The 13,127-nt window shown below is 60.6% G+C and carries 11 protein-coding genes and 1 riboswitch; of the genes, 1 reads left to right on the top strand and 10 read right to left on the bottom strand.

What is annotated here, in order from left to right; genetic code table 11:
- Nucleotides 1-156: 156 nt before the first annotated feature.
- From parC to AB7M23_RS08585, 8 genes are all read right to left on the bottom strand, one after another.
- Nucleotides 157-2,415, bottom strand: a complete 2,259-nt coding sequence (parC, locus tag AB7M23_RS08620) for a DNA topoisomerase IV subunit A (RefSeq protein WP_454240611.1) — start codon at nucleotides 2,413-2,415, stop codon at nucleotides 157-159.
- 10 nt (nucleotides 2,416-2,425) lie between these two features.
- Nucleotides 2,426-2,944 carry a retropepsin-like aspartic protease family protein gene (locus AB7M23_RS08615; RefSeq protein WP_065758737.1) on the bottom strand — a complete coding sequence of 173 codons (519 nt, stop codon included), beginning with the start codon at nucleotides 2,942-2,944 and terminating at the stop codon, nucleotides 2,426-2,428.
- On the bottom strand, nucleotides 2,941-3,927 hold the full coding sequence (locus AB7M23_RS08610) for an esterase-like activity of phytase family protein (RefSeq protein WP_454240610.1): 987 nt from the start codon (nucleotides 3,925-3,927) through the stop codon (nucleotides 2,941-2,943). Before AB7M23_RS08610 ends, AB7M23_RS08615 begins: the two co-directional genes overlap by 4 nt.
- A complete protein-coding gene (gene parE, locus AB7M23_RS08605; protein WP_065758735.1) occupies nucleotides 3,924-5,828 on the bottom strand; it encodes a DNA topoisomerase IV subunit B in 1,905 nt (634 codons plus the stop codon). The genes AB7M23_RS08610 and parE overlap by 4 nt, the downstream gene beginning before the upstream one ends.
- 36 nt (nucleotides 5,829-5,864) lie before the next feature.
- A complete protein-coding gene (locus AB7M23_RS08600; RefSeq protein ID WP_102052383.1) occupies nucleotides 5,865-6,473 on the bottom strand; it encodes a YqiA/YcfP family alpha/beta fold hydrolase in 609 nt (202 codons plus the stop codon).
- A 107-nt stretch (nucleotides 6,474-6,580) separates the two neighbouring features.
- Entirely contained in the window at nucleotides 6,581-7,396 is an 816-nt protein-coding gene (gene cpdA / locus AB7M23_RS08595) for a 3',5'-cyclic-AMP phosphodiesterase (RefSeq protein ID WP_099773403.1), read from the bottom strand.
- 84 nt (nucleotides 7,397-7,480) lie between these two features.
- A complete protein-coding gene (locus tag AB7M23_RS08590) occupies nucleotides 7,481-7,933 on the bottom strand; it encodes a DUF1249 domain-containing protein (RefSeq protein ID WP_065758732.1) in 453 nt (150 codons plus the stop codon).
- Nucleotides 7,924-8,541 carry an NUDIX domain-containing protein gene (locus tag AB7M23_RS08585; RefSeq protein WP_454240609.1) on the bottom strand — a complete coding sequence of 206 codons (618 nt, stop codon included), beginning with the start codon at nucleotides 8,539-8,541 and terminating at the stop codon, nucleotides 7,924-7,926. Before AB7M23_RS08585 ends, AB7M23_RS08590 begins: the two co-directional genes overlap by 10 nt.
- A gap of 187 nt (nucleotides 8,542-8,728) precedes the next feature.
- Here AB7M23_RS08585 and AB7M23_RS08580 point away from each other — a divergent pair, with 187 nt between their 5' ends.
- A complete protein-coding gene (locus AB7M23_RS08580) occupies nucleotides 8,729-9,475 on the top strand; it encodes an RsiV family protein (protein ID WP_454240608.1) in 747 nt (248 codons plus the stop codon).
- Here AB7M23_RS08580 and cytX read toward each other — a convergent pair.
- Nucleotides 9,444-10,781 (bottom strand): putative hydroxymethylpyrimidine transporter CytX, encoded by a 1,338-nt coding sequence (gene cytX / locus AB7M23_RS08575; protein ID WP_454242158.1) that lies wholly within the window; start codon nucleotides 10,779-10,781, stop codon nucleotides 9,444-9,446. The genes AB7M23_RS08580 and cytX overlap by 32 nt on opposite strands.
- A 100-nt stretch (nucleotides 10,782-10,881) precedes the next feature.
- Nucleotides 10,882-12,768: a phosphomethylpyrimidine synthase ThiC gene (gene thiC, locus AB7M23_RS08570; protein ID WP_065758729.1), complete on the bottom strand. Its 1,887-nt coding sequence runs from the start codon at nucleotides 12,766-12,768 to the stop codon at nucleotides 10,882-10,884.
- A gap of 154 nt (nucleotides 12,769-12,922) precedes the next feature.
- A riboswitch (TPP riboswitch) is annotated at nucleotides 12,923-13,028 on the bottom strand.
- Nucleotides 13,029-13,127: the final 99 nt, after the last annotated feature.

Genomic DNA, 13,127 nt, shown 5'->3' with positions numbered 1-13,127 from the left:
GCCACTCGGCTCACCGCAGTGATACACATAAATTCACTCGGGCACCCAGCTACCTGGGCACCACAAGGGGCCTATCATCCGCGAATATGCGGCGCGACTCCAGCATTTGTGCCGTATACCCGACCAAAAAAGCCGGGTATACGGCCCACGAGCACACTAGCCAAGGCTCTCGACCAGCAACGCATCAACCCGCTGGAAACCACGTGGCAGCTTGCTACCGCGCCGCCCTCGCTCACCCTTGTAGTGCTCCAGGTCATCAGCCTTGAGAGACAGGGTACGCTTGCCGGCCTGCAATACAAGGGTTGAACCCTCAGGAACGACCGCCAAATCAGTGACGTACTCTTCGCGGCTAGCAACCCGCTCACCTGGAATACCAATGATTTTATTGCCCTTTCCTTTGCCCAACTGCGGCAAGTCGCTGACCTTGAACACCAGCAACCGACCTTCGGTCGTGACGGCTGCCAGCCAATCCTGCTCACGGTCGGCCAACGCACGCGGCGCAATGACCTTGGCACCATTCGGCAAGCTGAGCAGCGCCTTGCCCGCCTTGTTTTTGGCCTGCAGGTCTTCGCCCTTGGCCACAAAGCCATAGCCGGCATCGGAAGCGATCACATACAGCGCGTCATCGTCAGGCAGCAGCACGCACTCAAAAGTAGCCCCTGGCGGCGGTGTCAGTCGGCCGGTCAGCGGCTCTCCCTGCCCCCGCGCCGACGGCAGGGTATGAGCCGCCACCGAATAGCTGCGGCCCGTCGAGTCGATGAATACCGCGAATTGGTTGGAACGCCCCGCAGCGGCAGTCTTGAAACCGTCGCCGGCCTTGTAGGAAAGCCCCGTTGCATCGATGTCGTGACCTTTGGCGCAACGCACCCAGCCCTTCTCCGAGAGCACCACGGTAACCGGCTCAGTCGGCATCAACTCGTTTTCCGAGAGGGCCTTGGCCTCGGCACGCTCGATGATCGGCGAGCGGCGATCATCGCCGTAGGTCTCGGCATCCTTGATAAGTTCCGTGCGCACCAGCTTGCGCAGCTTGGATTCGCTACCCAGCAAGGCGATCAGGCGAGCCTGCTCTTTGGCCAACTCGTCCTGCTCATTGCGAATTTTCATTTCTTCCAGCCGCGCCAGTTGGCGCAGGCGGGTTTCGAGAATGTACTCCGCCTGGGTTTCGGTCAGGCCGAAACGGGCGATCAGCGCAGCTTTTGGCTGGTCCTCGGTGCGGATGATATGAATCACTTCATCCAGGTTGAGGAACGCCACCAGCAAACCTTCCAACAGGTGCAGGCGCCGCTCGACCTTGTCCAGGCGGAACTGCAGACGACGACGCACAGTACCAACCCGGAACTCCAGCCACTCGCTGAGCAGCGCCCGCAGATTCTTGAGCTGAGGGCGACCGTCAAGGCCGATGATGTTCATGTTGACCCGGTAGCTGGACTCCAGATCCGTGGTGGCAAACAGGTGCTGCATCAACTCGTCGAGGTCGACCCGGTTGGAGCGGGCGATGATCACGATCCGGCACGGGTTTTCATGGTCAGACTCGTCCCGCAGATCGGCCACCATCGGCAGCTTCTTGGCTTGCATCTGCGCGGCGATCTGCTCCAGCACCTTCGCGCCGGAGACCTGATGCGGCAACGAGGTAACGACGATATCGCCATCCTCGATGCGGTAGACCGCGCGCATGCGCACCGAACCCCGACCGGTTTCGTAGATTTTCAGCAGGTCGGCCCGTGGCGTAATGATTTCCGCCTCGGTCGGATAGTCTGGGCCCTGGATATGCTCACACAGCTGTTCGACGGTCGCTTTCGGCTCATCGAGCAGCCGCACACAGGCACTGGCCACTTCGCGCAGGTTGTGGGGCGGCACGTCAGTCGCCATGCCCACTGCGATACCGGTGGTACCGTTGAGCAGAATGTTCGGCAAACGTGCTGGCAGCACGGCAGGTTCGTCGAGGGTACCGTCAAAGTTCGACACCCAGTCGGCGGTACCCTGGCCCAGCTCACTGAGCAGTACTTCGGAGTAACGCGACAGGCGTGCCTCGGTGTAACGCATGGCGGCAAAGGACTTCGGATCATCCGGTGCGCCCCAGTTACCCTGGCCATCGACCAGTGTGTAGCGGTAGCTGAACGGCTGGGCCATCAACACCATGGCTTCATAACAGGCCGAATCGCCATGGGGGTGGAATTTGCCGAGTACATCACCAACGGTACGTGCTGATTTCTTGTGCTTGGCGTCAGCGTCCAGCCCCAGCTCGCTCATGGCATAGACGATACGTCGCTGCACCGGTTTCAGGCCATCGCCGATATGTGGCAGCGCACGGTCCATGATCACGTACATGGAGTAGTTGAGGTAGGCCTGTTCGGTGAAGTCAGCCAGTGACCGGCGCTCTACGCCATCGAGGCTGAGATCAAGGGAGTCGCTCATGCGGGCCTCATCATTTCAAGGTCTGGCGCAGCAGCAAGGTGCCGCTGCGCTGGGTAAATTCAAGTCGTTTCAGGGCACTCATGCCCAACAGCACCTGCTCGCCGCCTAGCCCCGGCACCACCAGGGCACGCACATCGAGCAAGCGAATATCGCCCAACTGCAGTTCGTCCAGCCGCGTGCGGTAACCCTCTGTACGGCCATTGGCAGTGCTCAGGGTGACCGGAGCGCCGCGCTCAAGACCGAGCCGGGTTGCCAGACGCTCGGGGATGGCCACATCGGTCGCCCCGGTATCCAGCATAAAATGCACCGCCTGACCATTGATCTGGCCATCGGCGACGAAGTGACCCTGGCCATTACCGACCAGTTGCACCTCGATGTAATCCTCGCCCCGCACCGAACTGACGACCTTGTTCGGGTTTTCCTGACGCTGCTCCCACTGCCCGAAAAAGCGTGTCGCCAGAAACAGACCGGCGGCCCACGCCAGTATCAGGAACACCCGACCGGCACGCTTGCCCGGGGCCTGGCTCATGGCTTGGCGCTCCAACCGTCCTTGGGCGCAGCAAAACGCCAGACGATCGGGCGGCTTTCGCCATCGGCACGGCTGCCACCATTGTTATCCAGGCCTACCCAGGCACCTTCAGCGTCGATCACCAACGCTTCAGCCAGGCCGAAGGGTTGTGAATAGCGACGCGGCTCCGTCAAGGCTTCAGCAGCAAACGACCAGCAGCGCTCGACCACAGCCGTGGCCGGGTCTCGGCGGCAGATTCGAAACGCATTGCGTTCCAGGGTGAACAGCTTGTCATTGAACAACGCCAGGTCGGCAAAATCACGCTCCCAGGCTTTCGCGTTGGGCATCTGCGCCGGCTGAAGTTCAGCCCCGCCTTCACTGAGCAATACACAACCGCCATTGCAGTCCCAGGTCGTCTGCTGTCGTTTAATCAACAGCAGACCGCGCCTTTCGCGCTCGGCAGCCAGCCAGATACGGTCACCGGACGGGTTGACGGCAAGCCCCTCAAACAAGGCATTGAAGTGCAGCAGCATGCCACTGCCACGGGCCTGACGAATAACGCCGGGGTCAATTTTTAACCAGTTTGGCGCACCATCAACCGGCACCTGAAGTACGGCCGCATGGGCCTCGCTGACCAGGTACTTGTTGCCAGTGGCGTCACAGCTCACGGCTTCGAAATCGATCGAGCCACCCCGTACCCAGGACGCAGCCCAATTACGCATGCGCACTCCCCAAGGCAATGCGCTGTTCGGCGCAGGGGGCAACACCATCGTGCTAGCGATGGCCTGCCAGACGGGCGCCGAGGTGTCCAGGCGGTACAGCAGGTCATCATCACGATCCGAAATCGCCCACAGGTCCTTGCCACACAAGGCCAGGCCCGAGAGGTTGCCGCCACGCATGCCGTCGACAGGATGCTCGGCCTGGAGTGTCAGTTCCGGCCAGGGCGCAGCCAGCGTCGGCAAGGCGAAAAGCAGCAGCACGCTCGCCAACAGCGGACGAATCAAGCCATGACCTCGGCCAGATTCCCTTTGGTTTCCAGCCAGTTTTTGCGGTCGCCCGCACGCTTCTTGGCCAGCAGCATGTCCATGATCTCGCTGGTTTGCGCGAAATCATCCAGGGTCAGTTGAACCAGGCGCCGGGTGTTTGGGTCCATCGTGGTTTCGCGCAGTTGTGGCGGGTTCATCTCACCCAGACCTTTGAAGCGCGTCACCTGAGGCTTGCCACGCTTCTTCTCGGCGACCAGGCGATCGAGAATGCCATCGCGCTCCGCCTCGTCGAGGGCGTAGTAGATCTCCTTGCCCAGGTCGATCCGGTACAACGGCGGCATGGCGACGTAGACATGGCCCGCCTCGACCAGCGGGCGGAAGTGCTGAACGAACAACGCGCACAGCAAGGTGGCGATATGCAGGCCGTCGGAGTCGGCGTCGGCCAGGATGCAGATCTTGCCGTAACGCAGTTGGCTCATGTCACTGGCACCTGGATCGACACCGATGGCGACTGCAATGTTGTGCACTTCCTGGCTGGCCAGGACTTCACCACCATCGACCTCCCAGGTATTGAGGATCTTCCCGCGCAACGGCAGGATCGCCTGGAACTCCTTGTCCCGTGCCTGCTTGGCCGAGCCGCCTGCCGAATCACCCTCGACCAGGAACAGTTCAGCGCGCATCGGGTCCTGCCCGGCGCAGTCAGCAAGCTTGCCGGGCAGGGCCGGCCCTTGAGTGACACGCTTGCGCTCAACCTTCTTGCTCGCCTTGAGGCGACGCCCGGCGTTACTGATCGCCAGTTCGGCCAGTTGCATGCCCAGCTCTGGGTGGGCGTTGAGCCACAGGCTGAAGGCATCCTTGACCACGCCGGAGACAAACGCAGCCGCCTCGCGGGAGGACAGGCGTTCCTTGGTCTGCCCGGAGAACTGCGGTTCCTGCATTTTCATCGAGAGCACAAAGGTAATGCGCTCCCAGACATCTTCAGGCGCCAGCTTGACCCCACGCGGCAGCAGGTTGCGGAACTCGCAGAACTCCCGCATGGCGTCGAGCAGACCCTGACGCAGGCCGTTGACGTGGGTACCGCCCTGGGCGGTCGGGATCAGGTTGACGTAGCTTTCCTGAACGCTGTCGCCGCCTTCGGGCAGCCACAGCAAGGCCCAGTCCACGGCTTCCTTGTTACCGGCCAGGCTGCCGCAGAACGGTTCGTCCGGCAGACGCAGGTAGTCGCTGACCGAGTCGACCAGGTAGGAACGCAGGCCGTCTTCGTAGTGCCACTCGACTTTCTCACCACTGGCCTTGTCCTCGAAGCTGACCAGCAACCCCGGGCACAACACCGCCTTGGCCTTGAGCACATGCTTGAGGCGGCTGATGGAGAACTTCGGCGAGTCGAAGTACTTTGGATCGGGCGCGAAGTAGACGCTGGTACCCGTGTTGCGCTTGCCGACCGTACCGACCACTTCCAGCTCGCTGGCCTTGTAGCCGTCGGCGAAGGTCATCTGGTACTCGTTGCCATCACGCTTGACCTTGACCCGAACCTGACTGGACAAGGCGTTGACCACCGAAATACCGACCCCATGCAAACCGCCGGAGAACTGGTAGTTCTTATTGGAAAACTTACCGCCCGCGTGCAGTTTGGTCAGGATCAGCTCGACCCCGCTGACCCCTTCTTCAGGGTGGATGTCCACCGGCATGCCACGACCGTCATCCGAGACTTCCAGAGAATGGTCGGCGTGCAGGATTACCTGAACCGACTTGGCGTGCCCGGCCAAGGCCTCGTCGACACTGTTGTCGATGACTTCCTGAGCAAGGTGGTTCGGCCGGCTGGTATCGGTGTACATGCCCGGGCGCTTGCGCACAGGGTCAAGGCCGGAGAGGACTTCGATGGCGTCTGCGTTATAGGCGCTAGCGCTGGGATTGGCCATGGGTTCTCGTCGTCATTCGTAGGTAAAAATAAGCAATCAAAATACAGAAAAATCGAGCGTTTGATACTGTTTCGGCGCAATTCCTGCAAAGTTCAGCAAGGCCGGCAAACGTTCGGCGAAGCCCTGGAAGCTATGGTCGCCCCCTGCCTGGATCCGCAAGGCGCATGCCCGGTAGAAGGCTTCGGCACGGCGATAATCAAGGGTTTCATCAGCGGTCTGCAACCAGACCTGGAAGCGCTCAGCATCGCGTGGCGGGGCCACTTCCAGTTCGGCCAGTGCATGCACATGATCGACCGTCAGTTCCCATGTTTCACCGGTGTAGAGGTTCTGCTGGCTACCCAGGTAGCCGTCGAACAACTGGTGCGGATTGACTGCCGGGTTGATCAACAGGGCCTTCAGACCGTGGCGCTCGGCCAGGCTGGTCGCATAGTAGCCGCCGAGTGAGCTGCCGACCAGTAATGGCGCACCGAGTTCGGCGATGGCTGCTTCCAGTTGTGCGATTGCCTCACGGGGATGGTGGTGCAGCGCCGGAACCCGAAGCTGTTCCTCCAAGCCCAGCTGCTGCATGACCGCCACCAACTGAGTGGCCTTCTTCGATGACGGCGCGCTATTGAACCCGTGGATATAAAGAATCGAACCCGACATACCACCCCCGCGCATCGACATGGCCCGCACTGCGGGCGCAAAAGCATGCAGTTTAGCGTGTCCGGCGGGCGTTGGATCAGCTTTGGAGACTTCGCAACACTTTGTACTCAGTAACCCGTGCTACCGTAGTCCACCGTGAAGGCAAAATCGCTGACACGGGACACGCCGGTATCGATCTGACCGTTGCCGTGGAGTCGCAACCAGCGGTACCCCGGCGCCTGTGCGCCTACGGTGAAGTCTTCGCTGCCTGGCTCGAACTGAATACAGGTGGACGGTGAGGCGAGCAGACGAATGTCACCACGCTGTTCATCCCACTCCTGATGGACATGCCCCCAGAGTACTGCCCTGACCTGTGGATAACGCTCAAGGACGGCGAACAGGGCATCGCCATTGCGCAGGCCGATCGGCGCCAACCAGGCGCAGTCAATCGAGACCGGATGGTGGTGCAGGCAGACCAGATGATGGCGCTCGGGCGCCGTGGCCAGCGCCTGCTCAAGCAATTGCAGTTGATCCTCGGCCAGCAGGCCTGGCACGGCACCCGACACCGCCGAATTGAGCAGAATGACCCGCCAGGCGCCGATATCCATGACCGGCTCAAGCACATCCGAGCCTTGCGCGGCCTGCGCCATGGGCAAGGGCTCGTCATGATTGCCCGCCAACCAGCGTACCGGTGCAGAAATTTGCTCGCTCATCTGGCGAAACCGCTCGTAGGACGCCTGTGTGCCGTCCTGGGACAGATCGCCCGTTGCCAACACCAGATCGATACGTGGCTGCTCGTTCAGCACCTGCCCGATGACCCGCTGCAGGCTGTCACCGGTGTTCATGCCAAGCAGCGTGCTGCCTTCATCGGCAAACAGATGACTGTCGGAAAGCTGGACCAGTAGCACTGAGGCATCACTGGTGGAAGTCGATTGAGGCTGCAAGGCTCGCTCCTGGGGCGGATTCGGCACGATTATGGTGGCGACGAAACGTCGGAGCAAACCCGTTACACGACCGGCTTCACATTTTTAACGCACCGCCGCCAACTCGTGCCCACAGGCCAGGCAGTGGCTCAGCCACTCGCCGAGGAACAGGTTGAGCTGAGCCTTTTCATCCGGCTGATGCATCTGCGTGTTCGGATAAGGGTAGATGCTGCGAAAGCGTCGGGCATGCTCAGCGCTGACCACTTCGGCCATGCGCGCATCATGATAGACCTGCACCTCCAACTGCGGCACCGGCAACCAGGGCAGGCTGTGTTCCTGACGTACACGTAGCGTGGTGGTGTAAGGACAGGCAAGGACAACATCGAGCACCAGAACGCCAAGCATCTGGTCGCCCTGGGTCATACCGATACGGCGCGAGCTTTGGGTGTTGCGCATGTCCGGCAACAGCCGCATCAGGCGCGCATAGTTGGCCTCGCAGGCAGCCTGCAAGCCCACCAGATCGACCCGATAGCGCTCACGCAACAGATTCACGACCATAGCCCCCTGACTTCATCGCGGTTCAACGCCAACCATTGCAAGGCAATGATGCTTGCCGCATTGATGATTTGCCCATCGCGCACGGCCTGAAGGGCATCCTCGAATGACCAGACCTTCACGCGAATATCTTCGCCCTCAGCCTCCAAACCGTGCAAGCCACCCGCCCCCACGCTGCTGCAACGGCCAAGGTACAAATGAACGTACTCATCACTGCCGCCCGGCGATGGAAAATACCGCGTCATGGGCCACAGGGCAGTGAACTTCAGGCCAGCTTCCTCCTCGGCTTCGCGGTGTGCAACTTCTTCCGGTTGTTCGTCCTTGTCGATCAGACCAGCAACCAGTTCTATCAGCCAAGGGTTCTCAACCTTGCCTATGGCACCGACGCGAAACTGCTCGATCAGCACCACTTCATCACGCTGCGGGTCGTACGGCAGCACACACACGGCATCGTGACGCACAAACAGCTCACGGCTTATCTCCCGCCCCATGCCGCCTGCGAACAGCTCATGACGCAGTCGCACCTTATCGAGCCGGTAAAAGCCCTTGTAGCAGTTGTCCCGTTGAACGATCTCAACGGCGCTGGGCACAGCACTAGCCTTGTCTGTCATGGAAATCCTCATTGCTTCGGTGTACCGCTTGGCGCCATCCTAACGCGCACTCGGCCAGCTTTCACCTCTTTAAAGATACCGGCGAGGCTGCGAGGATAGGCAGCCCGCTGGTCTATTCAGCTTAGTGGCGAACCGAAGGCGCCGCCGACGGTCAAAGCCCGATTACCTTAGCCTTACAGGGACCATCATGACGCTTGCGAAACTGACTTCCGTGGCCGTACTGGCACTGGCGCTGGGCGCTTGCCAAAGCGTGTTCCAGCCCAACATGCGTACGCCACTGGAGGTCAAACGCGAGGCCTGGGAACACATCAAGCCAGGCTGCAACAACACCGACTGCCCGCTGGTAAACATCGACACGATTCACTTCCCGGCACAGCCAAAGCTGGATGCACTCGTCGAGCGACGCCTGTTGCAAATGACCCAGGACAACAACCGCACAGCACTGCCCGCCTCGCTCAAAGCCTACGAAGAACAGTTTCTGCGTGACGCCGAAAGCCGCAACAGCAGCTACCTGCAAGCCAAGGTACGCGAACAGCATGACGGACTGGTGATCATTGAACTGTCCAGCTACCTGGACACCGGCGGTGCCCATGGCATGCCCGGACGCGGCTTCATCAACTACTCGCGCCAACAGGACAAGGTGCTGACGTTGCAGGACATGCTCCTGCCTGATCAGGAGGAAGCCTTCTGGCAGCAAGCGCAACTGGCTCACAAGAGCTGGCTGGCGAGCGTCAAGATGGATCAGGACCCGGAGTTCGTGCAAACCTGGCCCTTCCGCAAGACCCCACACATTGCCCTGACGTACGGCGCGCTGGTACTCAAATATGAGGTCTACACCATCGCGCCCTACTCCATGGGCCACACTGAGCTGAAGATCCCTTACCCGCGCCTGAACGGCATCCTCAAGCCGGAGCTTTTTCCTGGCCGCGGCTGAATACGCCCACTGAAAGCCCGTACAACAACCCTGCCGACAGCAATGCCGGCAGGGTTGCGCCGACTTCAGGGGAGTAATTCGCCAACAGGTGGTAGATCAGCACACCGCCACACCAGGCCAGCAACGCCCCCCAGTGCAGTGCCCGTATGCTGACGTCCGCACGGCGGCGGCGCCAGATGAAGTGATCCACCAGCACGACGCCAAACAGCGGGGCAAACACCGAGCCAATCAGCAACAAGAAGTTCTGGTACTGCGCCAGTGGCGCCAAACAAGCGATCAGTGTGCACACCAGGCCAATGACCAAGGCCAGATGCTCGACTTTCAAGGGCAGCAGCAGGCCTGTCGAAACAGCGGCCGAGTGAATGTCGGCAAACGCGTTTTCCGACTCGTCCAGCAAAATCAATAACAAGGGAATGCCCAGGCCAGCACCGGCCAGGGCCAACAGCAGTGCATTGGTTTCACCGCTTGGGGCAAATGCCAGGGTATACGCTACGCCCAGGCTCATCAGCCAGAAATTACCGATAAAAAAGCCGAGCGCCGTGCCACCGAACACCCGCGAAGCACGCTGACCGAAACGCGAGTAGTCGGCAATCAACGGCAGCCAGGACAACGGCATCGCAATCGCGATATCAAAGCCCAGTGCAAATGACAGCGAACCATCTCCCGTACGTTGCCAGAGGCTGGCCAGATCTGCCTTGGCGAACAGGTTCCAGGTCAGCCACAGGCAGGCACCCAGCAGCAACCAGATGCCCCACTTGCGCAGGATCCGCCGTACGAAGGTCAACGGGCCACTGACGGCCAGCAAGGTCGCCAGGCCACCAAAGAACAGCGTCCAAAGCAACGGACCGGCCCAGAGACTCCCGTCACCGAACGCCCGCGCCCCTAACAAGCTGGCGGCATCGCGCATGACAATGATCTCGAACGCGCCCCAACCGATCAGTTGCAGCAGGTTCAACAGTGCCGGCAAGGCCGCCCCCTGCCGCCCCAGGCTCAACCGCAAAGCGGCCATGGCCGAGAGGCCGGTATCACTGCCGATGACGCCGACCGCCGCCAGCAACAACACGCCCACGGCCGTGCCGAGGATAATCGCCAGTAACGCACCCGCAAGCCCCAGCCCCGGACCGAGCAAGGCGCCGGTCTGCAGCACCATCAGGCCAATGCCAAGGGAAAACCACAGGGAAAACAGGTCACGTGCACCGAAGGTACGCTGATGACTTGGAACAGGATGGTCGGGGGAGTAGTGGCTGGATGTGCTCACGGCGATGGTCTCGACAGGGAGAGAGTCAGGTAGTCGTTTGAACCCCATTGCGCCCAAGCCAACCCCCACAGGCACCGGCATGTGCAGTGTCTGTAGGGGTTGGCCTGGTTGCGAGGCGGTGCGCATGGCGCGCCGCCCCAGGATGTCCTTAGACCTTTTTGTACAACTGGCTGCCTTCCTGGCGGAACCGCTCGGCCTGCTCACGCATGCCTTCCTCGACCGATACATCCAGCGCTTCGATGCGTTGGTTGGCGGCGTACTCGCGCACTTCCTGAGTGATCTTCATCGAGCAGAACTTCGGCCCGCACATGGAGCAGAAGTGCGCGACCTTGGCCGAATCCTTCGGCAGGGTTTCGTCATGGAAGCTGCGTGCAGTGTCCGGGTCCAGGCCAAGGTTGAACTGGTCTTCCCAACGAAACTCGAAGCGCGCCTTGGACAAGGCATTGTCACGGATTTGCGCCCCCGGATGGCCCTTGGCAAGGTCGGCAGCATGCGCGGCGATCTTGTAGGTAATGATGCCGGTCTTAACGTCATCCTTGTTCGGCAGGCCCAAGTGTTCTTTCGGCGTCACATAGCAGAGCATGGCGCAGCCAAACCAGCCGATCATCGCCGCACCGATACCGGAGGTGATGTGGTCATAGCCAGGAGCGATGTCCGTGGTCAGTGGGCCGAGGGTATAGAACGGCGCCTCGTCGCAGCACTCCAGCTGCTTGTCCATGTTCTCTTTGATCAACTGCATCGGCACGTGGCCAGGGCCTTCGATCATGCACTGAACGTCATGTTTCCAGGCAATCTTGGTCAGCTCACCAAGGGTTTCCAGCTCACCGAACTGCGCTTCGTCGTTGGCGTCGGCAATCGAACCCGGACGCAGGCCGTCACCCAGCGAGAAGCTGACGTCGTAGGCCTTCATGATTTCGCAAATTTCGTCGAAATGGGTGTAGAGGAAGTTTTCCTTGTGGTGCGCCAGGCACCACTTGGCCATGATCGAACCACCACGACTGACGATACCGGTCACACGCTTGGCGGTCAGTGGCACGTAACGCAGCAGCACACCGGCGTGGATGGTGAAATAGTCCACACCCTGCTCGGCCTGCTCGATCAAGGTGTCACGGAACAGTTCCCAGGTCAGGTCCTCGGCGACACCGTTGACCTTCTCCAATGCTTGGTAGATCGGCACGGTACCGATCGGAACCGGCGAGTTGCGGATGATCCACTCGCGGGTTTCATGGATGTGCTTGCCGGTGGACAGGTCCATGACGGTGTCCGAACCCCAGCGAATACCCCAGGTCAGCTTGGCCACTTCTTCTTCAATGGACGAGCCCAGGGCACTGTTGCCGATGTTGCCGTTGATCTTCACCAGGAAGTTACGGCCGATGATCATCGGTTCCAGTTCAACGTGGTTGATGTTGGCCGGAATGATCGCACGGCCACGGGCGATTTCCTCGCGGACGAACTCAGGGGTGATCTCTTTCGGAATACTGGCACCGAAGCTGTGACCGGCGTGCTGCTGGTTGAGCAGGCCGGCGGCACGGGCTTCCTGCAGCTTCATGTTTTCGCGAAGGGCAACGTACTCCATCTCGGCCGTGATGATGCCCTTGCGCGCATAGTGCATCTGGCTGACGTTGGCACCGGCCTTGGCCCGACGCGGGTTTTTGACGTGGGCAAAACGCAGTGCGGTCAGCTCCGGGTCACTCAGGCGTTGCTGGCCGAAATGCGAGCTGAGGCCGTCGAGGCGCTCGGTGTCGCCACGGGCTTCGATCCAGGCCGAGCGCACGTCGCCCAGGCCTTTACGCACATCGATCACCACGTTCGGGTCGGTGTAAGGGCCCGAAGTATCGTAGACCAGCACCGGAGCGTTAGGCTCGCCACCGAAGTCGGTCGGCGTATCGTCCAGGCTGATTTCACGCATCGGCACACGAATGTCTGGGCGCGAGCCTTCGACATAAATTTTTCGCGAACGGGTAAAAGGTTGCACGGACTGCTGATCGACCTGAGCCGATTCACTCAGGTTGGCGTATTTTTCTTGTTTACTCATCACAGGCTCTCCAGACGGCATCCAGCGGTGGAATGTCGGAGTGAACCTGAAAGGCACGGACGCACCAGGACTGGTGCTGTGCCATAGTCGGCGATGCCTGGCAGCCTGAAGCTGACTCGACATTCCCGGACCCTGGCACAAGAGGGCTCGCGGGAAGGCGAGCAATCTTGTTCCCTACGCAGGCGCTAACCTGATCAGGTTCAACGGGATCCGGAATTATCCGATCTCAGCCTCAACACAAGGCACCCCGACAAGAACCGGGTCAGTCTAGACTGGAGTGACGCGTAAAGCCACCACTGTAAAACTGCGTACGATCAATGGCGGATATGGCAGATTGTTGCAACATGTCAGCGCAACTA

Source organism: Pseudomonas sp. HLS-6 TE3448, from assembly GCF_053629555.1.
This window is presented reverse-complemented; position numbering and strand designations above follow the sequence as displayed.

What these genes read in the sequence shown, in the direction of transcription:
- AB7M23_RS08585 (WP_454240609.1), bottom strand. Translation starts at nt 8,541, where the DNA reads ATGACAGACAAGGCTAGTGCTGTGCCCAGCGCCGTTGAGATCGTTCAA.
- thiC (WP_065758729.1), bottom strand. Translation starts at nt 12,768, where the DNA reads ATGAGTAAACAAGAAAAATACGCCAACCTGAGTGAATCGGCTCAGGTC.
- AB7M23_RS08615 (WP_065758737.1), bottom strand. Translation starts at nt 2,944, where the DNA reads ATGAGCCAGGCCCCGGGCAAGCGTGCCGGTCGGGTGTTCCTGATACTG.
- parE (WP_065758735.1), bottom strand. Translation starts at nt 5,828, where the DNA reads ATGGCCAATCCCAGCGCTAGCGCCTATAACGCAGACGCCATCGAAGTC.
- cytX (WP_454242158.1), bottom strand. Translation starts at nt 10,781, where the DNA reads ATGGGGTTCAAACGACTACCTGACTCTCTCCCTGTCGAGACCATCGCC.
- AB7M23_RS08590 (WP_065758732.1), bottom strand. Translation starts at nt 7,933, where the DNA reads ATGGTCGTGAATCTGTTGCGTGAGCGCTATCGGGTCGATCTGGTGGGC.
- AB7M23_RS08580 (WP_454240608.1), top strand. Translation starts at nt 8,729, where the DNA reads ATGACGCTTGCGAAACTGACTTCCGTGGCCGTACTGGCACTGGCGCTG.
- parC (WP_454240611.1), bottom strand. Translation starts at nt 2,415, where the DNA reads ATGAGCGACTCCCTTGATCTCAGCCTCGATGGCGTAGAGCGCCGGTCA.
- AB7M23_RS08600 (WP_102052383.1), bottom strand. Translation starts at nt 6,473, where the DNA reads ATGTCGGGTTCGATTCTTTATATCCACGGGTTCAATAGCGCGCCGTCA.